The sequence below is a fragment of the Chryseobacterium cheonjiense genome (assembly GCF_012927265.1).
Taxonomy (GTDB): domain Bacteria; phylum Bacteroidota; class Bacteroidia; order Flavobacteriales; family Weeksellaceae; genus Chryseobacterium; species Chryseobacterium cheonjiense.
This window is the reverse complement of sequence record NZ_JABBGF010000001.1, coordinates 60,284-83,810: the sequence shown is the minus strand read 5'-3', so window position 1 is coordinate 83,810 and position 23,527 is coordinate 60,284. Positions and strand designations below refer to the sequence as shown.

General features: G+C 38.7%; 18 protein-coding genes. 13 read left to right on the top strand and 5 right to left on the bottom strand.

From position 1 onward, the window contains the following. Nucleotides 1-28: 28 nt before the first annotated feature. The 12 genes from HHL20_RS00395 (at nt 29) to HHL20_RS00340 (ending at nt 13,925) form a co-directional block, all read left to right on the top strand. On the top strand, nt 29-538 hold the full coding sequence (locus tag HHL20_RS00395; RefSeq protein ID WP_169229244.1) for an NADH-quinone oxidoreductase subunit NuoE family protein: 510 nt from the start codon (nt 29-31) through the stop codon (nt 536-538). An 88-nt stretch (nt 539-626) separates the two neighbouring features. Beyond that, on the top strand, nt 627-1,985 hold the full coding sequence (nuoF, locus tag HHL20_RS00390; protein ID WP_169229243.1) for an NADH-quinone oxidoreductase subunit NuoF: 1,359 nt from the start codon (nt 627-629) through the stop codon (nt 1,983-1,985). Between the two features lie 4 nt (nt 1,986-1,989). After that, entirely contained in the window at nt 1,990-2,871 is an 882-nt protein-coding gene (locus HHL20_RS00385) for a hypothetical protein (protein WP_169229242.1), read from the top strand. 41 nt (nt 2,872-2,912) lie between these two features. Then, nucleotides 2,913-3,911 carry a 2Fe-2S iron-sulfur cluster-binding protein gene (locus tag HHL20_RS00380; protein WP_169229241.1) on the top strand — a complete coding sequence of 333 codons (999 nt, stop codon included), beginning with the start codon at nt 2,913-2,915 and terminating at the stop codon, nt 3,909-3,911. Nucleotides 3,912-4,088: 177 nt separating this feature from the next. After that, nucleotides 4,089-5,153: an NADH-quinone oxidoreductase subunit NuoH gene (nuoH, locus tag HHL20_RS00375; protein WP_169229240.1), complete on the top strand. Its 1,065-nt coding sequence runs from the start codon at nt 4,089-4,091 to the stop codon at nt 5,151-5,153. A 124-nt stretch (nt 5,154-5,277) separates the two neighbouring features. After that, nucleotides 5,278-5,835 carry a NuoI/complex I 23 kDa subunit family protein gene (locus HHL20_RS00370; RefSeq protein ID WP_029298761.1) on the top strand — a complete coding sequence of 186 codons (558 nt, stop codon included), beginning with the start codon at nt 5,278-5,280 and terminating at the stop codon, nt 5,833-5,835. Next, a complete protein-coding gene (locus tag HHL20_RS00365; protein WP_169229239.1) occupies nt 5,835-6,332 on the top strand; it encodes an NADH-quinone oxidoreductase subunit J family protein in 498 nt (165 codons plus the stop codon). Before HHL20_RS00370 ends, HHL20_RS00365 begins: the two co-directional genes overlap by 1 nt. Nucleotides 6,333-6,335: 3 nt before the next feature. After that, a complete protein-coding gene (gene nuoK, locus HHL20_RS00360) occupies nt 6,336-6,665 on the top strand; it encodes an NADH-quinone oxidoreductase subunit NuoK (RefSeq protein ID WP_027380123.1) in 330 nt (109 codons plus the stop codon). A 2-nt stretch (nt 6,666-6,667) separates the two neighbouring features. After that, a complete protein-coding gene (gene nuoL / locus HHL20_RS00355) occupies nt 6,668-8,581 on the top strand; it encodes an NADH-quinone oxidoreductase subunit L (protein WP_169229238.1) in 1,914 nt (637 codons plus the stop codon). Between the two features lie 2 nt (nt 8,582-8,583). Continuing rightward, the gene (locus HHL20_RS00350; RefSeq protein WP_169229237.1) at nt 8,584-10,077 is read left to right on the top strand and encodes a complex I subunit 4 family protein; all 1,494 of its coding nucleotides are present in this window, start codon (nt 8,584-8,586) and stop codon (nt 10,075-10,077) included. A gap of 99 nt (nt 10,078-10,176) precedes the next feature. Then, nucleotides 10,177-11,562, top strand: coding sequence for an NADH-quinone oxidoreductase subunit N (locus tag HHL20_RS00345; RefSeq protein ID WP_169229236.1), 1,386 nt, complete (start codon nt 10,177-10,179; stop codon nt 11,560-11,562). Nucleotides 11,563-11,624: 62 nt separating this feature from the next. Then, nucleotides 11,625-13,925 (top strand): GAF domain-containing protein, encoded by a 2,301-nt coding sequence (locus tag HHL20_RS00340; protein ID WP_169229235.1) that lies wholly within the window; start codon nt 11,625-11,627, stop codon nt 13,923-13,925. A gap of 51 nt (nt 13,926-13,976) precedes the next feature. Here the strand turns inward: HHL20_RS00340 and HHL20_RS00335 are convergent, their stop codons facing one another. Further along, on the bottom strand, nt 13,977-15,161 hold the full coding sequence (locus HHL20_RS00335; protein WP_169229234.1) for a Pycsar system effector family protein: 1,185 nt from the start codon (nt 15,159-15,161) through the stop codon (nt 13,977-13,979). A gap of 38 nt (nt 15,162-15,199) precedes the next feature. Between HHL20_RS00335 and HHL20_RS00330 the strand changes: the two genes are divergently transcribed. Then, nucleotides 15,200-18,904, top strand: a complete 3,705-nt coding sequence (locus tag HHL20_RS00330; RefSeq protein ID WP_317165903.1) for a metallophosphoesterase — start codon at nt 15,200-15,202, stop codon at nt 18,902-18,904. A 230-nt stretch (nt 18,905-19,134) separates the two neighbouring features. Here HHL20_RS00330 and HHL20_RS00325 read toward each other — a convergent pair whose 3' ends face one another. From HHL20_RS00325 to HHL20_RS00310, 4 genes are all read right to left on the bottom strand, one after another. After that, entirely contained in the window at nt 19,135-20,007 is an 873-nt protein-coding gene (locus HHL20_RS00325; protein ID WP_169229232.1) for a hypothetical protein, read from the bottom strand. 2 nt (nt 20,008-20,009) lie between these two features. Beyond that, a complete protein-coding gene (locus HHL20_RS00320; protein WP_169229231.1) occupies nt 20,010-21,089 on the bottom strand; it encodes an FUSC family protein in 1,080 nt (359 codons plus the stop codon). A gap of 1 nt (nt 21,090) precedes the next feature. Beyond that, on the bottom strand, nt 21,091-21,858 hold the full coding sequence (gene mazG / locus HHL20_RS00315; protein WP_169229230.1) for a nucleoside triphosphate pyrophosphohydrolase: 768 nt from the start codon (nt 21,856-21,858) through the stop codon (nt 21,091-21,093). 718 nt (nt 21,859-22,576) lie between these two features. Beyond that, nucleotides 22,577-22,954 carry a hypothetical protein gene (locus HHL20_RS00310; protein WP_169229229.1) on the bottom strand — a complete coding sequence of 126 codons (378 nt, stop codon included), beginning with the start codon at nt 22,952-22,954 and terminating at the stop codon, nt 22,577-22,579. Nucleotides 22,955-23,527 lie beyond the last annotated feature (573 nt).

The window sequence follows — 23,527 nt, the reverse complement described above, 5'->3', positions numbered from 1 at the left end:
TTCTATGTTCTTTAATCTTAGATAAAAAATGAGCGAAACAATAGCTTTTAAACCGGAAAGTTTAGCACAGGTACATAAAATTATCGCAAGATATCCTGAAGGCAGACAAAAATCTGCGCTTATTCCTGTACTGCATTTGGCACAGAAAGAATTCGGAGGATGGTTAGACGTTCCAGTAATGGATTATGTTGCGGAATTATTGAGTATAAAACCTATCGAAGTATATGAAGTGGCAACTTTTTATACAATGTTCAATATGAAACCGGTAGGTAAATATGTTTTGGAAGTTTGCAGAACCGGACCTTGCATGGTTTCGGGAAGTGAAAAAATCCTAAATCATATCAGAACTAAACTGAACATCAAAGACGGGCAGACCACTGAAGATGGAATGTTTACCCTAAAACCAGCCGAATGCCTGGGTGCTTGTGGATATGCTCCTATGATGCAACTTGGAAAATTCTTTCATGAAAATTTAACAATAGAGAAAGTAGACGAAATCCTTGATCTTTGCAGAGAAGGACAGATCGCTTTAGACTAATAAAAATTTAAATCTTAGGTTTAAATTAATTTAAATTTTAATAATTAAATGCAAGAAGCTAAAAGCCAATTGCAATAAGCAAATAACAATGAGTAAAAAACTTTTACTTAAAGACGCACATATAGAAGGAATCCGCTACTTTGATACCTACCGCAGACAAGGAGGATACGGAGCAGCTGAAAAAGCCTTAAAAATGACACCGGACGAAATCCTGGAAGAAGTGAAAGCTTCCGGACTGAGAGGACGTGGTGGTGCAGGATTCCCGACCGGTATGAAATGGAGTTTTTTAGCAAAACCGGAGGGTGTTCCGAGACACTTGGTGGTAAATGCCGATGAATCTGAACCGGGAACTTTTAAAGACAGATATTTAATGGAATTCCTTCCTCACTTATTGATAGAAGGAATGCTTATCTCATCATACTGCTTAGGCTCAAACACTTCTTATATCTACATTCGTGGAGAATACTCATGGATTCCCGATATCCTGGAAGAAGCGATTGAAGAAGCGAAAGCAGCAGGATTTTTAGGTAAAAATATTCTTGGGACAGGTTTCGATCTTGAAATCTACGTTCAAAGAGGCGCAGGAGCATATATCTGCGGCGAAGAAACCGCATTGCTTGAGTCTCTCGAAGGGAAAAGAGGAAACCCAAGATTAAAACCTCCATTCCCTGCTGTAAAAGGACTTTGGGAAAGACCTACGGTAGTAAACAACGTAGAATCTATTGCGGCAATTGTTCCAATTATTGATATTACAGGAGCCGAATATGCCAAAATAGGAGTGGGAAGATCCACCGGTACTAAATTGATTTCAGCATGTGGAAACATCAATAAGCCTGGTGTTTATGAAATCGATATGACCATTACAGTTGAAGAATTCATTTACTCAGAAGAATATTGCGGCGGGATCAAAGACGGAAAGAAACTGAAAGCATGTATTCCTGGGGGAAGTTCAGTGCCAATTGTTCCGGCTAATTTATTGTTAAAAACCGTAAACGGAGAACCGAGATACATGAACTATGAATCATTGGCAGACGGCGGTTTTGCTACCGGAACCATGATGGGTTCAGGAGGATTCATTGTATTGGATGAAGACCAGTGTATCGTAGAACATACCATGACCTTAGCGAGATTCTATAATCACGAAAGCTGCGGGCAATGTACACCATGCCGAGAGGGTACGGGATGGATGTATAAAATTTTAAAGAAAATTGAAAATGGACAGGGCAAGATGGAAGACATCGATTTGCTTTGGGACATTCAGAGAAAAATAGAAGGGAATACAATCTGCCCATTGGGGGATGCGGCAGCTTGGCCGGTAGCGGCAGCGATACGTCATTTCAGAGATGAATTTGAATGGCATGTGAAAAATCCAGAATTGTGTTTAACTCAAAATTACGGATTAGCCCATTACGCAGACCCGATTCCTGCGGTTGAGAAGAACGCTTAAAAAAATGAAAAAGGTATTAATTATTGGGGTGATGATGTCAGGTTTTGCCTTTGGTCAGGTAAAAAATGACACTATAGAAAAAGTGTATAAGTTGGAAACTGCATCCTATAAATCCGAAAAGAAAGAGAAGCCTTTACCTCTCAGCAGAAAAGGTCAGATGTTTGCTTTCTTCGGTTGGAACAGAGGCGCATTCAGCAATTCTGACATCCATTTTACAGGAAACGGTTATGATTTTCAGCTGAATAATGTGTCTGCAAAAGACAGACCCACAAAATTTGGAATTGTATATTTTGATCCAAGCTGGTTTACTGTGACACAGTATAATTTCAGGATTGGATATTTTATTAAAGATAACCTGGCTTTGGTTTTAGGGATTGATCACATGAAATATGTAATGAATCAGGACCAGACCGTTGGATTTTCAGGAAATATTTCGGATCCTACATATGCAGCAATGGTACAGAACGGACAGGTAAATTTAGCCGATGAAAAGTTCCTTACTTTTGAACATACAGACGGACTTAATTATGAAAACCTGGGACTTGAGAAATACAGAAATCTTATTCATAAAAAAAATATAGATTTGGTATGGTCTTACGGAGCAGGAATTGGTGTAATGTTTCCGAAAAGTAACGTAAGGCTTTTTGGTAACGAAAGAAGCGACCGGTTTCATGTAGCAGGTATGGCCACCGATCTCAGATCAAGTCTCAACCTTGTTTTCTGGAAAAACTGGATGATAAGAGCGGAAGCAAAGGCCGGATACATCAATATGTGGGACATCAAAACCACACTTAATAACAAGCCGGATAAAGCCCGTCAGGATTTTGTTTTCGGAGAAGTACTGGCAGGAATAGGATATACATTTAATACAAAGAAGTATAATTAAATATAGCTTAATTGCTAAGGCATAAGCGAAAAGCAGAGAATATGAGCGAAGAGGTTAAAAAATTCAAAATAACTATAGACGGACAGACTACCGAAGTGCTGCCTGGAACTTCTATTTTAGAAGCTGCCAGACAAATCGGCGGAAAATCTGTACCTCCTGCAATGTGCTATTACAGCAAATTGGAAACCAGTGGAGGAAGATGTAGAACTTGCCTGGTGGAAGTTTCCAAAGGGTCTGAAGCAGATCCCCGTCCTATGCCAAAATTGGTTGCAAGCTGCAGAACCAATGTAATGGATGGTATGGAAGTAAAAAATCTTACTTCGGAAAAAGCTCAGGAAGGAAGAAAAGCAGTTACCGAGTTCTTGCTGGTAAATCACCCGCTGGATTGCCCTGTTTGTGATCAGGCAGGAGAATGCCACCTTCAGGATCTGGGTTACGAATACGGAAACCCCGAAACAAGAACTGAGTTTGAAAGAAATACCTATGATGCAGATGATCTTGGCCCACATATTAAACTGAATATGGACCGTTGCATCCTTTGTGCAAGATGTGTATTGGCTGCAAACCAGCTAACGGGGCAAAGAGAACACGGAATCCTTTTCAGAGGAGATCATGCAGAAATTTCAACGTATTTAAATAAAGCTTTGGATAATGACTTCATCGGAAACGTAATCGACGTTTGCCCGGTAGGAGCATTAACAGACAGAACAGCTCGTTTTGCCAGCAGAGTATGGTTTACAAAACCAATGAACGCTACCTGTAACTGCGAGAAATGTTCAGGAAAAGCTACCGTTTGGATGAAAGGTGATGAAATTATAAGAGTTACCGCAAGAAAAGATCAGTGGGGTGAAGTGGAAGAATTCATCTGCGATACCTGTCGTTTCGAAAGAAAGAATTTGAGTGACTGGAATATCGAAGGTCCTAGACACATCGACAGACACTCTGTAATTTCATTGAATCACTACGAAAAGCCTAAAGATGAGCTGAGAGTTTTAGACAATCCGTTGGCTAAAGAAATCAGTGAAAAAGACGAAAAATAAAAAAGTTTGATGCTTGAAGATGGAAGATGAAGGTTTGTAACCGTAAAATTTTTCACTTCTACGTTTAATTTTAATTTCGTTAAAAATAAAATAAATTGGTAATGTGATGAAGAGTTGATGCACAAAGTGATACACTTCCAGCTTCCAGCTCCCATCTTCAAACATTTAAAATAAAAAATGGATTTACTTACATTTAAATTGATACTTGTATTAGCACTTTTCCTGCTTTCATTAACGATTGCAGCCTACTCTACCTGGGCTGAAAGAAAAGTAGCCTCTATTATGCAAGACAGAATCGGACCTAACAGAGCTGGGCCATTCGGTTTACTGCAGCCTCTTGCCGACGGAGGAAAATTTTTCTTTAAAGAAGATTTTACTCCTGCTAATGCAGAAAAATTCCTTTTTGTACTGGGGCCGGCTTTAGTAATGTTTATATCATTAATCACAGGAGCAGTAATTCCTTGGGGTAAAAGTTTAAATATTGCCGGTACTTCTTACGATCTTCAGGTAGCTAATATCGATGTTGGGGTACTTTTCATCATTGGGATGGCTTCCATCGGAGTTTACGGAATTATGATCGGAGGCTGGGCTTCCAACAACAAATATTCATTATTAGGTGCCATCCGTGCTTCTTCTCAGATGATCTCTTACGAATTGGCAATGGGATTAGCACTGCTTTCTATCATTATGATGACGGGAAGTTTAGATTTAAAAGAAATTACAGAAAGCCAGACCAATGGAAAATTATGGGGATTCATTCCCTGGGTTTCCGGACTGAACTGGAATATTTTCTACCAGCCGATCGCCTTTCTTGTTTTCATAGTAGCCGCTTTAGCGGAAACCAACAGACACCCTTTCGATTTACCGGAGTGCGAATCTGAGTTGGTAACAGGATATTCTACAGAATATTCTTCTATGAAATTAGGATTGTATATGTTTGGTGAATATGTAAACATGTTCATTTCCAATGCTTTTATGGTTGTTTTGTTTTTCGGAGGGTACAACTATCCGGGAATTGAATGGGTAACTCAACACTGGGGTGAAAACACAGCCGGGATTTTGAGTATTGTAGCATTTTTAATTAAAACAATCATCGGAATTTTGATCTTTATGTGGATCAGATGGACCCTTCCGAGATTCAGATATGACCAGTTAATGCACTTGGGTTGGAAAACTTTGATACCGATGGCATTGGTAAACTTATTAATTACAGGAGCTGTAATTTTAGCGTTTGGAAATTAATACAACGTACCTAAACCTTATAGGTTTTAAAAACCTAAGGTTTGTGTGAATAGAATATTAAAAATTAAGATAACAGACAAGATTAGTCTAAATCTAATGTCTAACATCTAACATCTATAATTAAATGAAACTTACGAACAGATCAAAAGTTGTTTCCAACAAAGAAATGACCCTTGCTGAAAAAATCTACCTTCCTGCTATTTTTACGGGAATGGGGATTACTTTTAAGCATGCTGTAAGAACCGTACTGAAAGGTGCACCCGCAGTATATTCGTATCCGGAAGTACAAAAGCCGAGAGCAGATATCTGGAGAGGCCAGCACGTTTTGAAAAGAGACGAGGAAGGCAGAGAAAGATGTACCGCTTGCGGACTTTGTGCAGTAGCGTGTCCTGCAGAGGCTATTACCATGACAGCTGCTGAAAGAACAAAAGAAGAAAAGCATCTTTACAGAGAAGAAAAATATGCATCGGTATATGAAATCAATATGCTGAGATGCATCTTCTGCGGTATGTGTGAAGAAGCCTGCCCAAAATCTGCTATCTATCTTACAGATCGTCTGGTAGATGTGGAAACCAACAGAGGGTCTTTCATTTACGGAAAAGATAAATTGGTGGAAAAAATAAACGAAAGGATTGATATTACTGAAAGACAATCCGAGAAACAAAAAAATGCGGTAAAATAATGGATCAGTTTTTATTTTTCTTGGTGGCGTTTTTAGCAGTGGCAAGTGCGGTATATTTTGTATTTGCAAGAAATCCTTTGTATGCTATTTTGTCATTAATTGTTACGATGTTTTCTATTGCTGGCATGTACATTCTTCTGAATGCACAGTTCCTTGCGATTATCCAGATTATTGTTTATGCCGGAGCGATCATGGTATTATTCCTTTATATCCTTATGATGCTTAACCTTAATAAACAAGACGAAAGTAAGAAGAACAATACTTTAAAATTTGTTGGAGTTTTTACGGCAGGTCTTTTATTAATTGGCGTTTTGGGCGTATTCAGAGGAGTTCAGCAGAACCAGATTGCCGTTGAAAATATAGATGGCAGCATCGGACTTACGAAAAATCTGGGAAGACTTTTGTTTAATGAATATGTTTTACCGTTTGAGCTTGCATCCATCCTTATTTTGGCAGGTATTGTAGGTGCGGTATTAATCGGTAAAAAAGAGTTATAAATTATGGGAGAAGTAAATACATTTATACAAAGCATCCCTCTGAATTATTTCATCATTCTTTCATCAGTATTGTTCTGTTTGGGAGTGTTGGGAGTATTGCTGAGAAAAAATGCTATTGTTATTTTGGGTTGTGTAGAGCTTATGCTGAATTCTGTAAACCTTTTATTGGCTGCATTTTCGGCATACAAAGGTAACGGCGACGGACAACTTTTAGTTTTCTTCATTATGGTGGTTGCTGCTGCGGAAGTAGCGGTAGGTCTGGCAATTATTGCTATGCTGTATAGAAATACCCGTTCTGTTGATGTAAGTATATTTAATAAATTAAGAGGATAAGAATGGAAAATTTAGTGTATGCAATAATACTTTTACCACTTTTAGGTTTTCTTATAAACGGTTTATTCGGAAAAAATCTGCCAAAAATTGTTGTGGGTAGCCTGGCTACAGCAATGGTTTTTGCATCTTTCTGCATTGCAGTAAGTATTTTCATGAATTTCGACTCCGAAAGCCAGCCTGTAATTGTAAAAGCTTTTGAATGGTTTAGAGTAAACGGTGTTCAGATTAATTTCGGATTCCAGATTGATCAGTTATCATTAATGATGATCATGATCATTACAGGTATCGGTTCTTTAATTCACCTCTACTCTATCGGATATATGAGCCATGATAAAGGTTTCTATAAGTTTTTCACTTATCTGAACCTGTTTATTTTCTCCATGTTACTTTTAGTAATGGGAAGCAACTATCTGATCTTATTTATCGGATGGGAAGGCGTAGGATTGTGTTCCTATTTATTGATCGGCTTCTGGTATACCAATGAAGAATATGGTAAAGCAGCAAGAAAAGCGTTTATCATGAACAGAATTGGTGACCTTGCTTTACTGATCGGAATTTTCATGCTGGCATCCCAGACGAATGCCGTAGATTATCTTACCATTAAACAAAACGCCGGAAAATTTGAATTGGACGGAAGTGTAATCATTTTCATTACGGCGAGTTTATTTATCGGTGCAACTGGTAAATCTGCTCAGGTTCCGTTATACACCTGGTTACCGGATGCGATGGCTGGGCCAACTCCTGTTTCTGCCCTAATTCACGCGGCAACGATGGTAACAGCGGGGATTTATCTCGTAGTAAGATCCAACTTCTTATTTACTCTAGCGCCAAGCGTTCAGGACGGAATTCTATTCATCGGGTTCTTAACGGCAGCGTTAGCAGGATTCTACGCATTGCGTCAGAACGACATTAAAAAAGTACTGGCCTACTCCACCGTTTCACAGCTTGGATTCATGTTCATTGCTTTAGGGTTGGGAGCTTATACAACAGCGATGTTCCATGTAATGACGCACGCTTTCTTCAAAGCATTACTGTTCCTGGGTGCAGGTTCTGTGATCCACGCGATGAGCAACGAACAGGACATGCGTTTCATGGGAGGGCTGAAAAAATACATTCCTCTTACCCATGCTACTTTCCTTATCGGAACATTGGCTATTTCAGGATTCCCTTTATTATCAGGGATGATTTCCAAAGACGAAATTTTAGTAGCTGCTTTTGCTAAAAACCCGGTTTATTGGGTGATTTTATTCATTTTGGCAGCAGTTACTGCAACCTATATGTTCAGATTGTACTATTTAACTTTCCACGGAGAGTTCAGAGGTACTGAAGAACAAAAACATCACCTTCATGAAAGTCCTTCCAATATGACCATACCATTGATCGTATTAGCTGTTCTTTCGGTTGTAGGCGGTCTTATCAATCTTCCTCACTTCATCGGTCACGGCCATTATGCCAAATTAATGGAATGGCTGAAACCAGTGCTTACTGAGGAAAGCTTTAACCAAATGGAAGCAACGCTTTCCGGCGTTCCTTTTGGTACAGAAATGATGCTTTTGGGAGCTACCGTTTTAATGTTCTTCTGTGTATGGTTTATTGTTAAAAATACCTATGTTAACAAGAAAAAACAGGCTCTTCCGGAAGAGCAGTACACAGGATGGGAAAAACTGTCTGCCAGAAAATTATATATTGACGAACTTTACAATGCATTAATTGTAAAAACTGTTGAAGGATTAGGACGCGGAGGAAAGATGTTTGATAATGGTATTCTTGACCGTTTTGTAGACTTTGTAGGTGATGGCGCTGAAGACAGCGGAAAAGCCATGAAACGTATTCAGAACGGAAATGTAGAGAATTACATTCTGGTTATGTCTTTAGCGGTGGGAATTATATTAATTGTTAACTTTTTATTACAATAATAATGTCTGAGTTGTTATTAACATTATTACTATTACCTCTCGTAGGTTCGGGATTAGTTTTTGCATGGAAAAACAATTCAAGCAAATATTTGGCATTGGGAATTGCATTGGTACAGATGCTCATCACTTTTTACATTGCGGCAGATTTTAATTACGGCCCTACTGTAGACAGTGTACTGCAGCATGAAATCAATTATCCCTGGTCACAATTCATTAAAAGCTCTCTTCACTTCGGTATTGATGGGATGAGCCTGCTTCTTTTATTGCTGACCAATATTTTAACGCCAATCATTATTTTATCTTCTTTTAATGAAAATGTAAGCTACAGAAATTCTTTCTACGGTCTTATTCTGCTCATGCAGTTCGGGTTGGTAGGAGTTTTCACTTCGCTGGACGGATTATTGTTCTACATTTTCTGGGAAGTAACCTTGATTCCGATCTGGTTTATTGCCGGACTTTGGGGCCAGGAAAATAAAAGATTTGAGTTTACTACAAAATTCTTCGTATATACATTCGTTGGGTCATTATTCATGTTAGCAGGATTGATCTATGTATACAATCAGTCTGCGTCTTTTGCGTTAACAGATCTGTATAATGCACAATTAAACGAAACACAGCAAACCGTGGTATTCTGGTTTATTTTCTTTGCTTTTGCAGTGAAATTACCGGTTTTCCCTTTACACACATGGCAGCCTGATACCTATACTTATTCACCGACTCAGGGCTCTATGCTTTTATCGGGTATTATGCTTAAAATGGCGATCTATGGGGTAATGCGTTATTTATTACCGATCACACCACTTCCGATTGCCGGAATTTCCGGACAGATCGTTATTATTCTTGCCATTGTAGGAATTGTTCACGGAGCATTGATTGCCATCATTCAGACGGATATGAAGAGAATTATCGCATACTCATCTTTTTCTCACGTAGGATTGATGGTAGCAGGTATCTTTGCTTCTGCAGTCATTACATTAAGAGGAACTTTCAATATTGAAGGTGCCGAAGGTGCTCTGGTACAGACTTTTGCCCACGGTATCAACGTGGCCGGTTTGTTCTACTGTTGTGATATCTTATACAAAAGATTCAAATCAAGAGACATCAGACAAATGGGAGGCCTTGCAAAAGTAGCGCCTAAGTTTGCCGTGCTGTTCCTGATCATTATATTAGGTTCAATGGGAGTTCCGTTAACCAATGGATTTATCGGGGAATTTATCCTCCTTAAATCGATATATGATTTTAACGGGTTGGCAGCAGTAATTGCAGGTCTTACAGTGATTCTTGCCGCAGTATATTTATTGAGATTTTACGGAAAAGCAATGTTCGGTCCCGGCGATGAGGCCGTTCTGAGCACAGCAAAAGATCTTTCTGCTGTAGAATTTTCGGTATTGGCAAGTTTAGCAGTTTTCGTGATTGTATTTGGTATTTTCCCACAACCGATCATCGAGCTGGTGAATAGTTCATTGAAGTTTATCTACACGGCGATGGCCAGTTAAAAATTAAAAGATTTAAAAATTAAAAAACTAGGAGATCGACGAAGAATAAAGACAAAAGAACAGATCTTAACTTTAAACTTCAAATCTCGAATATAAATTATGAGTGTTTTAATTATTGTTTTCCTAACGGCAGTTGTTGCGTTATTTTCAGGAGTTTTTGAACAGGGGAAATTCGCAAGATACATTGGGATTTTGGGATTAATCATCGCATTATGGGTAAGCTTTATGCCGGAAGCGGCATTCTTCGGGCAGTACAGACACATGTACGACTATACTGCGAATACTGCATTATTTACCAAAATATCCATCGTAACCACCTTATTGTTATTCTTTTTGGGAGGTTTTGCATTCAGCAATCACAGAACCCACCAGTCTGAATTATACGCTTTGATGCTTTTTGCATTGTGTGGCGGAATCATCCTTTTCGGATTCCAGAATCTGGTAACATTATTCTTAGGAGTTGAGATCCTTTCCATACCTTTATACGTAATGGCAGGAGCGAATAAAACCGATTTAAGATCCAATGAAGCTTCCATTAAATATTTCCTGATGGGTGCATTCGCAACAGGTTTCTTATTGTTTGGGATTGCCTTTATTTATGGAAGCGCAGGAAGTTTTGACTTATACAAAATTCAGGATTTCGGAGTTTCAAACCCAAAAGACGGCATGTTTATTTTAGGAGTCTTATTGATTCTTTGTGCATTGGCATTCAAAGTGGCATTGGCTCCGTTCCATATGTGGAGTCCCGATGTATATTACGGTTCGCCTTCATTAATCACGGCTTTCATGGCAAGTGTCGTAAAAATCTCAGGATTTTTTGCACTGTTCAGACTGATGACGATCGGGTTTGGCGGCGTTACGGAACAGTGGATCAATGTTTTCGGGGTATTCCTGATCATTACCCTGCTCCTGGCAAACGTTATGGGTCTTGCCCAAACCAATGCAAAAAGAATGCTGGCTTACTCATCAGTTTCCCATGCAGGATATATCGGGTTGGTGTTCTTCGGAATGACAAGCCTTTCAACTTATAATTTAGCATTCTATCTGTTTGCGTATGCATTATCAACAGTAGGTGTTTTCATGTGCCTGATCTATGTTGAAAAACTAAAAAGAGAAACTTCTTTCGGTGCTTTCAGAGGCTTGGCAAAATCTGAGCCTTTATTGGCTACGGCAGCTGCAATCTCAATGCTTTCTATGGCCGGTATTCCTTTAACAGCAGGTTTCATGGGTAAATTTGCATTGTTTTCCCAGGCTATGAATTCTGATCACGGTGTTTTCCTTGTACTGGTTGCCGTTTTAGGATCTGCACTCTCTATTGCTTACTATCTGAGGTTAATCATCTCTATGTTCTTCTTTAAAGAAAGCACATTCAAATCTTCAGAGAAAGTAACTATAACGTACAATATTGTTGCTGTATTTGTGATCGCTTCAATCATTGTTTTGGGTGTTTTCCCTGATCTTTTTGCAAGACAGTTCGGGCTCTAAAAAGTCCTCATAAAATATAAAACCACAACCTTAAAGTTGTGGTTTTTTTATAACTTTACTTCATGGCAAATCTTTATAAAAAAGACGCTCCATTTCAGGTTTACATTTCTTTCAAAAAGTATTTGGATGTGCTTGAGCATATCCGCTATAATGACCGTCTGGAATACCGGGTAAACTATGCTAAATCATTAATCGATAAAACCACAAACTTTCGGGAACTGAGAGACGGCTTTCAGGATGTATCACTGCTGGAAAAACACGAAGAACTGATCAGGCTTCTGCTGTCGGATCTGTTTCCAACAGGGCTTACCAATAATGAAATAAAAGCTGCCAGTATCCCGCTTTCCAATATCACATTCAACTATACGGAAAGATTTAAAAATATTCTTAAAGACGCAGGAAAAGATTTCGAAATAGAGCTCCGGAATATTGATGACGACGAATTTTATGTATTTTGCTGTTGTCTTATTCTGCAGACTTATTACAAAAGAGACATCAAAAGTTCGCTTCCGTTTTATTATGACATCCCGAACAGACAGGGAATCATGAAACATTACAAAATTACCGTGAACGCGGATTTTGCAGAAGTATATCCTACTGAAGATGCAAAGATTCCCTCTGAAGAGGTCGTGGATATACTGCTTGAAAACCTTGATGATTTTAAGCTGTGGAAAAGATACTTCCCTTCAGAATCCTGGGTATTGAAGGGTTTTACCATTATCTCTCTGGTTGACTGCACCTCTGAAGTAGCATTGTCCGACCTGAAATCAAGTATGATCAGTATCGATCCGGAAAACCTTGCTCCGGATGAAAACCTCATCGAAATCTTCAAGTCCTATTTTGATGTTTCCGATCTGAATTTTGGACTGATGCTTTTCAATAAAAAAGATCAGCGGCTGGAGAAGCTTCCCATCTATGAAAATCTTTTCACCAATCATATTCTGGATTTCTGGATCAATACTTTTGATGATGAGACAAGGAAAACAACATTTACCAATTTAAACCACAATTCTAAACCGATCGTGGTCTCCAACATCGAAAACCTGGATCATGAAATAAAATCGCTGCCGTCTTTCGGGATTTTAAGGGATAATAACATCAACAGCTTTATGGTTATTCCTATTGTGAAAGATAATGATCTGCTGGCGATTATGGAATTCACATCACCGGTAGCCAATAGCTTCAACGGGTTAAAACTTAAAAAAATGGAGTTCTTTTCAGATATGATCCTGTTTTCATTAAACAGATTCAGTTTTGAGAAAAATTATCAGATCGAAGCCATCATTCAACGCGAATACACTACTATTCATGACAGTGTGGTGTGGAAATTCAGGAATGAAGCCGAGAAATATTTCAATGCGTCACTGGCAAAAAAAATATATACTTTAAAACAGATTTCATTTAAAAACCTGACACCGCTTTTCGGATTTTCCGATATCCGGTCTTCATCTGAAAAGCGTTTTAACCTGATGCTTGAAGATCTTAACCAGCAGATTGAATGTCTTCATGAAATTTTTACATTAACCAATTCGGAATCGGAAAAATATCTTCTGGCGCTGGATATTTTCGAAAATGAGCTCAACAACGAAATAAAAGCAGACAGCGAACAGCGATTCCAGCGACTGCTGAGAGATGAGATACACCCGTACCTGCAGGCCAAGCTAGAAGTAAAATCTTCCAGTGAGGTTAAAGCAAAAATTAAAGATTATTTTGCACAGGTTTTCACACAGACAGATCTTTTTTATGCCAACAGGAAAAGCCTGGATGACTCAATAACTTTAGTGAACAGGAAATTGGCAGATGTTCTGGATGAAGCCCAGACACAGGCTCAGCAGATCTTCCCGCATTATTATGAAAGGTTCAAATCTGATGGAATAGAACATAATCTGTACATCGGCCGCAATATCGCCCCAGATCTTCCTTATCACTCAAAGGTTGTGCATAAGCTTAGATATTGGCAGCTGAAGACGATATGCAATATGGAACGTGAATTCCAGAATTTCAGGAAGGATCTTCCAATCTGCCTGGATATTGCCTCACTCATTTTCGTATATAATGAAAAAGTGGACATCCGTTTCAGGATGGATGAAAAAAGGTTTGACGTTGACGGCGCCTACAACTCATATTACGAAATCATAAAGAAACGTCTGGATAAAGCTCATGTAAAAGATTCTTCAGACAGGATAACGTGTCCTGGAAAAATAACGATCGTGTATTTTGGTATGGAAAATCAGAGAGAATATCTTGATTACATCGGTAAACTCCAGAAAAAAGAAATTCTTAAAAACGATGTTGAGTTTCTACGTGTTGAGGATCTCCAGGGAATTACAGGTCTTCTTGCTCTGAGAGTTTCCTTGGCTTAAAATAAAAACTCATCCAAAGCAGGATGAGTTTTTCATTAAAAAATGTATATTCTAAAGGCTTAAAAAAGCATATCCGAAAGAGAGTACGGAAATTATGATTCCTGCCATAAAAATCTTGTAGGTGATTGACAAAAGCCTGTATTTTCGGTCCAGCACTTTTCCGAGATAGTACAGATCCTTTACCATAGAATCATAAATGTAATCCCTGTCTTTGATCAAAACATTCATGGCACTCTGATAATCATCAAACAGCATTCTGTTAAAATTACCAAAGAACAGTAAGTTTACTTTTCTGTCAGCCACATCCTGAAGACTGAATTTAGTCTTTGTGACATTAGGCTTTGTCGACAAGATGGCAAATATAATGGTAAGAACCGCCGACAAAAGCAAAATAAAACTCGGAATAATAAGATGCGAATTTTTCGGGGTATCCAGCTTTGGAACCAATACCGAAAGACAAACCGAAATAATAATGGCATTTACAGAAAGCAGAATATTGGCCTTGCTGTCGGCAATATCACTCAGTCTTGTGTGATTACTCAGCGTAACCCTGAAAAGCGTATCAACACTTCTGTCCGGCTTAGGATCTTTTTCCTTATCCTTATCCTTTTCTTTTTTATTTTCTGAGCCGTCTTTTTTACCGTCTTCTTTTTCTAATTTCTTTTCAATTTTTTTGATATTTTTTTCCTTTAGCGGCTGCCAGGCGCTTTTTGCATAATCGGTATAAAACTGATGCCGGTTTTTCAGCATATCCAGATTGCCCGCATTCCATTCGTCATTAGAGAAACATCTTACATTGGTAAGCTCCCACTCTTTTCTTAGGGCGTCGGAAATATCATTGTAATCGTGGCTTGCAAAATGGCTGCAGTCTGCGTCCTTTACAATTTCTTCCAGAAGATTCTGGGGATCATAGGTAATCTTTGTAGCTAAAATCAGCTTTACAATCTCATTAATATCATTTTCAGGATAATTTTCTTTCTGAAGAAAACTTTTTGCTATCTCTGCACCCTTTTCTTCGTGGTCTTTGGCACATTCTATGTATCCAGTATCATGAAACCAAAGTGCAAGCAATACCTTTTCCTGATCTTTTTCAGAAACAGGCGTGTTTTTCAGGATCTCCTCAGCTTTATTTACCGTAAATGTTGTATGTATAAAATTATGATAAAAGTATACCGAAGATAGCTTATCTTTGAATAAGGTCTCAACATAATCTTTGGCTTTTTTTAAAATGTCCATCACCGAAATTTTGTTAATGTAAATTTATGAATTTATACTTGAAAACTCATCTAAAAAACACTTCTCTTGCTCTTAGGTTCGTATTGTCTGCCGGAGTGCTCTACTCCTGCGCAACATATAACGTAAAAAAGGGTAAAAACTTATCTGAAGTCAATAATTCTGATGTAAAATCCGAAAATGACTTTACCTTGTTTCTTGTAGGAGATGCAGGCAATGCCGATGAGCCTCAGTCTCAGAATACTTTACATTTGCTGAAAGACAGGCTTGAAGCTGCAGGAAGCAATTCAATGCTGATTTTCCTGGGTGATAATATTTACCCGCACGGAATGCCGAAAGAGTCTGATAAAGATTACGCATTAGCCAAACAAAAACTCGAAGACCAGCTTTCTATTGTAAAAAACTATAAAGGCAAAACTCTCGTTATTCCCGGAAACCATGACTGGTACAGCGGCCTTGACGGGCTAAAAGCTCAGGAAGATTTCGTGAAAAATTATTTAAACGATAAAAAAGCATTTCTTCCCAAAAATTCCTGCCCTATCGATGACATCAGCCTTACGAAAGATATAAAATTAATTGTAATCGATTCGGAATGGGCGTTGCTGAACTGGGACAACTATCCCGGAATCAATAAAAACTGTGACATCAAGACCAGAGAAGACCTTTTCACCGAATTTAAAGATTTAATTAATAAAAATCAGGATAAGCGGATCATAGTTGCACTACATCACCCCATCATCAGCAGTGGAACACACGCAGGATACAGCTCTGCAAAATCTCATTTATTTCCTTTAAAAAGTAAAATTCCGGTTCCCGTAGTTTCAAGCCTTATCAATGTGGTAAGAAGTTCCTCCGGAGCAAGTCCGGAAGACCTTAACAACCAGCATTATGCAGATCTTGCCAACCGGATAAAAAGTATTGTTCAGGAAAAGGAAAATATCATCTTCGTTTCCGGGCACGATCATAATCTGCAGTATCATGAGTTCAGCAATATCAGACAAATTGTAAGCGGTGCAGGTTCTAAGGTCGATCCGGCTACTATCGGAGAAAAAACCGACTTTTCCTACGGAGGAAGTGGTTTTGCCGTATTAAATATCAGAAAAGATAAAAGCTCGGATGTAGAATATTTCTCGACAAAAAATAATTCTTTAGAACAACTCTCGCATATCCAGGTGACTGAAAAACCGGCGAGTTTTGTAAACAACTACCCTGATTCTTTTCCTTCAACGGTAACCTCAACCGTATACCCGGAAAAACTGACCCAGAAAAGGAAATTTTACAGATGGCTCTGGGGAGATCATTACAGAAAATACTATGGGATGCCTATTGAAGCACCTACAGCTAATATTTCCACATTGGATGGCGGCTACACTCCTTTCCGGGAAGGTGGCGGAAACCAATCGAACAGCTTAAGACTGAAATCCCGGGATGGGCAGGAGTTTGTCATGAGAGGGGTTAAAAAAAGTGCTGTGCGCTTCCTTAACAATATGGCGTTTAAGAAAAGTACTTTTGGAAATGAGCTTAATAATACTTTCCCTGAAAGATTTCTTCTGGATTTTTATACAACTAACCATCCTTTTACTCCTTTTGCCGTAGGAAATATGGCCGATAAGGTGAATCTTTACCACAGCAATCCAAGGTTATTTTATATCCCGAAGCAAAAAGCACTGGGAGAATATAACATCAATTACGGGGATGAAATGTACATGATTGAAGAACGTTTTTCTTCAGATCCTAAGACCCTCGCATCACTGGATAATGCAAAAGATATTGTTTCGACGGATGATGTTCTGAAAAATTTTAATAAAAATTACAAATATTCTGTAGACCAGGAACTGTACATCAGAGCAAGACTTTTTGATATGCTGATTGGCGATTGGGACCGGCATTCCGACCAATGGAAATGGGCCGAATATCAGGAAGGTGATAAAGTAGTGTATAAACCGATTCCTAGGGATAGAGATCAGGCCTTCAGTAAATACGACGGAAATGCTTTCAAAATTATCATGAACATTCCGGCCATCCGCCATATGAAAACATTTAAAGATGACATTAAGAGCGTAAAATGGCTGGCAATGGAACCTTATCCTCTTGATCTCGTTTTTCTGAAAGGGGCCACTGAGGAACAATGGATGGCGCAGGCAAAATACATCCAGGAACATCTTACGGATGAGGATATTGATAACGCTTTTAGAAATTTACCAAAAGAAGTACAGGACGAAACCATTACCGATATTCAGAGAAAACTAAAAGCAAGAAAAATAAAGCTTGAAACGTACGCTTCACAATATTACGATGTGCTTCAGAAAAAAGTTCCGTTGGCAGGAACGGTGAATCCTGATAAATTTGTCGTTACCAAAACGGGAAATTCAGTTAATGTAAAACAATACAAATTAGATAAAAAGAAAGAAAATCCTGAACTGGTTTTTGAAAAAACCTATGACGATTCCAAAACCAAAGAACTATGGATCTACGGATTGGAAGACGATGATGTTTATGAAGTTTCAGGAGACGGCAGGCCAAAGATGAATATCAGGCTGATCGGAGGATATAATAATGATACTTATAATGTTGCCGATGGCAAGAAGGTGAAAATTTACGATTTTAAATCGCAGAATAATACCTACAACACCCACGGAGCAACAAAAAATATTTCGGATGATTATGACATCAATACCTACAATTACAAACATCCTAAATATAATTTCTTTGCCGGCTATCCCAATGCAGACTTTAACCCCGATGACGGCGTAATTCTGGGCTTTCTGGCCAATTATACGGTGAATAATTTTATCCGTTCTCCTTATACCCAGAAACACAGCCTGAAAGTTAATTTTTACACAGCGACAGGTGGCTTCAATGCAGCCTACAAAGGAATCTTTAAAAAAGCGATCGGAAGCTGGGATTTCAATCTTGATGCAGGTTTTACGACCCCCCGATTTGCAGAAAACTTTTTCGGACTGTCCAATGAAAGTGAATATGATAAAGAAAACACAGAACGGAAATTCAACAGGACCCGAATTTCCAAAATTAATTTTGCCCCTTCTATCTCTAAAAAAAGCTGGACAAATATCTTCAACCAGTTTCAGCTGACCTTTGAAAATAACAAAGTTCAGCGCAATGGAGACCGCTTTGTAGATCTTTCTCCTGATGTAAGACCTGAAGTTTTTGACAACCAGCAGTTTGCAGGCGCCAATTATACGTTCGGATATAAAAACCTGGATAATACGGCTTTCCCTACCTTAGGAATGGAGTTCAAAGTAAATGCAGACTGGAAAACCAATCTTAACGATACGAAGAGAAATTTTTTAATTTTAAAAGGAACTTTATCCGTAGATCATAGATTAGACAGCAGAGGGAATTTCGTGTTTGCCAATTCCAGCAATGTAATGTGGATTAACAATAACAATTTTGAATTCTATCAGGCTGCTGCTATTGGCGGTAATAATGGAATGAGAGCATTCCGGAACGACCGGTTTTCAGGAAAATCGTATTTTACCAACAACTCGGAGATCCGATGGGATTTCGGAAGGGTGAAAAATAATATTGTCCCTGCGAATATGGGAGTTTTACTCGGCTATGATATCGGAAGGGTGTGGAATGATCATGAAGATTCCAGAAAATGGCATCAGTCTGTAGGGGCAGGATTCTGGCTGAGCATTGTTGAAATGTTCTCCGCAAGACTGAATTACTTCTACGGAACCGATGGCGGAAGGATTTCAGGAGGTGTGGGAATGACTTTTTAGATGTAACGGCTGTACATTTTACATAAAAAACCGCAGAAATTTCTGCGGTTTTTATTTTATTTTAATTTGAACAATAAGATCTGTTTTTGAGTAGAAAGATGCTTCGGCAAGCTCAGCATGACATTCCTAATACCACCTGTTATTTTGTAGCTGTATCAGACTGAGCCTGTCGAAGTCTTTATAGTAAAAACAATATAACTACTGAAATTTCAGTTGCCGTCAAAATTATCTTATTTTAAGCTAAACTTATACACATTCCCTCCTTCTTTTCCGTCCTTTTCATCGGCAATGAGCACAGTTCTATCATCAAGATATACAATAGCTTCTTTTTGGGAATTATGGTTCAACGGAGTTTTTTGAATAACCGCTGTTTTAAAATTTTTATCAAAAAGAGATGAAAGCATATAAACATTCTTATGAGTAAGCAGTACAACCTGGTTTCTGCTGTTAATAGCCGCTGAAGTAATGGCCGCATCGCTGTATCCTCCCTGCAGCTTTAGTGTTGCAATTAATTTCGCTTCAAAATCACCGGCTTTATTAGGAATCTGAAAAACAAGAAAAGTCCCGTCGAAACCTTTGCTTCTGTTTTTGGTGAAGAGGTAAAAGTAGCCGTCTTTTTCTACGAAAGCTTCACAGTCATAGAGCCAGTGGGATTTTTTTGGCGGAAATTCCTTCTGTCCTTCATAATGAAACGTTGTGGTCTGGGTAACGTTTGTGGATTTTTGGGAAACCTCTTTTAAGTCAACTTTTAAAATCGATAAATTGCGCCTGTCGTTTTCATTATTTCCAAAGTCACCGATGTAAATATTTCCCTGAACATCTGTTGTGATATCCTCCCAGTCGTGGTTCTCGGCATTTTCTACAAGAACATCCGCAATCTGGTTTCCCTTTCTGTCGAGGCCGTAAATCACATTTTTATTGCCCTGGTCTTCAATAGCCCAGATTGTTTTTTTATCTTTCGATAAAGTAATGCCGGAAACTTCCTTAAGCTTTTTAGGCAAAGAAAACTCAACGGTAAGCGCATTGGCGGACTTCTGAGAATCCTGAGCTTTGGGATTGCAGCTGAGCAAAAGGAATGCTGATAAAACAAGAACGCGCAACATATTTATTTTTTTAATTTTTTAAACTGAAAATAAGAGAACCTGATATTTTTCTCTAAGTTATTAATAATCTGCTGATGATGCAGAAAAAATCCGGCCGCAAGACCAATGAGGCTGCCAATGACCGTATCGATCAGCCTTGCCTGCATCAGCGCTTCAACAGGATGATAAACCGGGCTCGCTGTTTCTGCCAGAAGAATCGTTAACGGCGTGATAAAAATGACTGCAAAACCGTAATTCCTTACAATGAGCAGTTCAATAATAAACTGTAATACTGTGATAATAACGATCATCACAATCTTTTCCGGGTTAAATAACAGAATAATCCACGCAAATCCGATTCCGATAAAGGTTCCTAAAATCCTGTGCATATTTCTTTGTCTTACGTGCTCAAAATTTCTGCCCTGAATGATCGCAACCGCTGCAATGGAAATCCAGTAAGTATTGTTAAAATGTAAAAGATGCCCAATAATTAACGTCAGCGCCATAAAGAAACCGATAATCGTACTTTCTACAAACTTGGTATATCTTCTTTTATTGAAGCTTCTTCTCGGTACGGCTACCACTTTGCTTTTTTCAATAAAAACCGAGTAAAAAAAAGCCAAAGAACAGGATAATATCGCTCCCATTGCCACAAGCCCTACTCTCGTGGGAATCATTTCCAGATCAAAGGTGTAAGTACTGGCCATCGCCGCAACCATGATGAAGAAAAAATTTCCCGGCGGCGGAATTTTATAGTAGGAAGATATAAAATGTGCTAAAAAAGACACTAAACCCAGTGACAAGGCTCCTGCATACGCATTAAATCCGAAAAATGAACTCACGGAAAACGAAAAAACAATTCCAAAAGCGCAGACAGCGAGATGAATCATTCTCTGCGTAATCGGAGCCGAAGTAAAATATAAAATCGTAAGCGCTCCCAAACTGGAAAGTGCGCCGTAGTTAGGCTTTCCGGAAAAATAACCGATGAAAAGGCAGCTTCCGATGCACAGCGCCGCGAGAAAAGGGAAATGCCATTTCCGTTCGGTTTGTTTAAATTCCAATAAATACTGAAACCTGTGAGGTGCCGGATTCTGTACTTTCATCTTACTGCAATTGTTTTGCTTCTTCCCAAAGAACATCCATTTCTTCCAGCGACAGATCGGCAAGCTTGAGATTTTTTTCCGAAGCTAAGTTTTCCATTTTCTGAAATCTTGAAATGAATTTTATATTGGTTCTTTCCAATGCAGAATCCGGATTGATGCCTACAATCCTTGCGTAGTTGATCAGGGAGAAAAACACATCGCCCAGCTCCTGCTCTTTTTTGTCTAAGTCTGTTTCATCGTGAAATTCGCGGATCTCTTCATCCACTTTTTTCCACGCATCTTCGGCATCGTGAAATTCAAAGCCGATTCCTTTCACTTTGTCCTGAATTCTGTATGCTTTTACCATACTCGGCAAACTCTTCGGAACCCCGCCCAGAATTGATTTGTTACCTTCTTTCAACTTCAGTTTTTCCCAGTTCTGCTTTACCTCTTCTTCATCTTTGACTTCGGTATCGCCATAAATATGCGGATGGCGGAAAATCAGTTTTTCATTTAAAGAATTAATGACATCTGCAATATCGAAACTTTCTTTCTCCGAACCGATCTTCGCATAAAAAACCAGATGCAGCAATACATCGCCCAGCTCTTTTTTGATTTCCTGTAAATCATTCTGCAAAATCGCATCCGAAAGTTCATAAGTTTCCTCCAGCGTCAGATGCCGAAGCGATTCCAGCGTTTGCTTCTGATCCCACGGACATTTTTCCCGCAGATCGTCCATAATATCCAATAATCTTCCGAAAGCTTCCAGTTTTTCCTGTTTGGTATTCATAGTTGAGAATTCAAGTCTTACAAATTTACGGGAAATCTTTTGATGTGCTTCCGTCTTGAAACAAAAGAATGGCTTCGAGAGCCTCAGCCACCTAATTCGAGAACCTCAGCCACCTAAGATGGGAACTTCAGCCACCGGACCGCTTATTTTATTATGCAAACGCATAAGTCACAGAAGAATTTTAACACATGAGTCACATTAGATAAAAGGTTAAAGCTTTTCACGTATTTCAGAACACATAAGTTTAAAAAAATCTTTGATTTTTTTTATTTGCATAATGAAATTTAACGGTCTGGTGGCTGAGGCTCCCGAAGCCACCGCATTATCTGTGGAAATCCGTGCGATCCGTGGGAAATTTTTAAGCCACAAAAGTGGCAAAAGATATGTATGTGGCTTAAAGAAGTCAAATGCTTGATGCTGAAAAGCTTTCAAAAGTTTAAAGTCTTTGATTTTTTGTTTGCATGATGAATTTAACGGCCTGGTGGCTGAGGCTCCCAAAGCCACGGCATCCTCTGAAAATCCGTGCGATCAGTGGGAGAATTTATAATACAGATTAGCACAGATTTTCACAGAGAATTATATATATTTATGTGTTACAAAAGTTTAAAAATCTTTGATTTTTCTTCTATGTTCTAAAATATGCGCAAAGCCTCATCTTTTATCTAATGTGACTCATGTGTTAAAAGCTTTTGTGACTTTATAGTTAAAAATCTACAGTTTATTTTGAAGTCCTTTCCACGATCAGCCAGGCGGCATCCAGCATTTTCATGAGGTGGAGATACGGAATAATGATCCTCTGTTCCTCATCACACGTTGAACTTCCCAGCGAGAAATACACCATCGCCGACAGAAACGCATCGAAGTCCTGCAAGTTGCAGATGGCAAAAGCACTCCGGATTATCTGCACCGGATTTTGGCATTCTTCCGCTGAAAGGAAAGTCAGGTTTTGAGAAAGGTTTTCCAGAGGAACTTTGAACTTCCCTTTCTTTGCTTTTTTCGAGATCAGAAAAAAGGCACGAACCAACGACCGCAACGACAAATACAAATGGAACACTTCGGCAGGATCTTTCCTGATCCGTGTTTGCTTCTGTAACACTGTACCATTAGGGTGAGGCTTTCTTTTACTTCGGTCAGGTTATTGAACTGGAAAAATGCCTCCAGCAATCCTGTTGCAGAATGTTTCCGGGAGCCGGACCAGAACCGGGATTCGAAGTCGGTTTTTTTCTTTTTCATCATTTTTAATTATCCGTTATTAAGCATCATAGTTTTTAACGCAAAGAGTCGCTAAGATTTTTTTTATAGCCATTGCTTTTAAGTTCGCAAAGTTGCTTCGGCAGGCTCAGCATAAACTGTTTTACTTAGTAAATGATACATGTGCTTCAAGAGATTAACAATTGAATACGCGTTGCTATCATTCTAATATTCATCAGTTATTTTATTTAATATCCCGCTGATTACACAGATTACACAGATGAGATAATGCGCTTCATCAAATTAGTTAGCAGATAACAATTGAATATGCGTTGCTATCATTCGCTGAACAGAGTGCCGTAACGATCGTAAATTAACAAGCAATAAAACATTGCTTTGCGATCGTAGCGTTAGATTTCTAATATTCATCCTATTTTTATCAATATCCCGCGGATTGCGCGGATTACGCAGATTAGAT

Excerpts from the sequence above, each read along its gene's own strand:
- HHL20_RS00395 (WP_169229244.1), top strand. The coding sequence starts at position 29 with ATGAGCGAAACAATAGCTTTTAAACCGGAAAGTTTAGCACAGGTACAT.
- nuoF (WP_169229243.1), top strand. The coding sequence starts at position 627 with ATGAGTAAAAAACTTTTACTTAAAGACGCACATATAGAAGGAATCCGC.
- HHL20_RS00385 (WP_169229242.1), top strand. The coding sequence starts at position 1,990 with ATGAAAAAGGTATTAATTATTGGGGTGATGATGTCAGGTTTTGCCTTT.
- HHL20_RS00380 (WP_169229241.1), top strand. The coding sequence starts at position 2,913 with ATGAGCGAAGAGGTTAAAAAATTCAAAATAACTATAGACGGACAGACT.
- nuoH (WP_169229240.1), top strand. The coding sequence starts at position 4,089 with ATGGATTTACTTACATTTAAATTGATACTTGTATTAGCACTTTTCCTG.
- HHL20_RS00370 (WP_029298761.1), top strand. The coding sequence starts at position 5,278 with ATGAAACTTACGAACAGATCAAAAGTTGTTTCCAACAAAGAAATGACC.
- HHL20_RS00365 (WP_169229239.1), top strand. The coding sequence starts at position 5,835 with ATGGATCAGTTTTTATTTTTCTTGGTGGCGTTTTTAGCAGTGGCAAGT.
- nuoK (WP_027380123.1), top strand. The coding sequence starts at position 6,336 with ATGGGAGAAGTAAATACATTTATACAAAGCATCCCTCTGAATTATTTC.
- nuoL (WP_169229238.1), top strand. The coding sequence starts at position 6,668 with ATGGAAAATTTAGTGTATGCAATAATACTTTTACCACTTTTAGGTTTT.
- HHL20_RS00350 (WP_169229237.1), top strand. The coding sequence starts at position 8,584 with ATGTCTGAGTTGTTATTAACATTATTACTATTACCTCTCGTAGGTTCG.
- HHL20_RS00345 (WP_169229236.1), top strand. The coding sequence starts at position 10,177 with ATGAGTGTTTTAATTATTGTTTTCCTAACGGCAGTTGTTGCGTTATTT.
- HHL20_RS00340 (WP_169229235.1), top strand. The coding sequence starts at position 11,625 with ATGGCAAATCTTTATAAAAAAGACGCTCCATTTCAGGTTTACATTTCT.
- HHL20_RS00335 (WP_169229234.1), bottom strand. The coding sequence starts at position 15,161 with ATGGACATTTTAAAAAAAGCCAAAGATTATGTTGAGACCTTATTCAAA.
- HHL20_RS00325 (WP_169229232.1), bottom strand. The coding sequence starts at position 20,007 with ATGTTGCGCGTTCTTGTTTTATCAGCATTCCTTTTGCTCAGCTGCAAT.
- HHL20_RS00320 (WP_169229231.1), bottom strand. The coding sequence starts at position 21,089 with ATGAAAGTACAGAATCCGGCACCTCACAGGTTTCAGTATTTATTGGAA.
- mazG (WP_169229230.1), bottom strand. The coding sequence starts at position 21,858 with ATGAATACCAAACAGGAAAAACTGGAAGCTTTCGGAAGATTATTGGAT.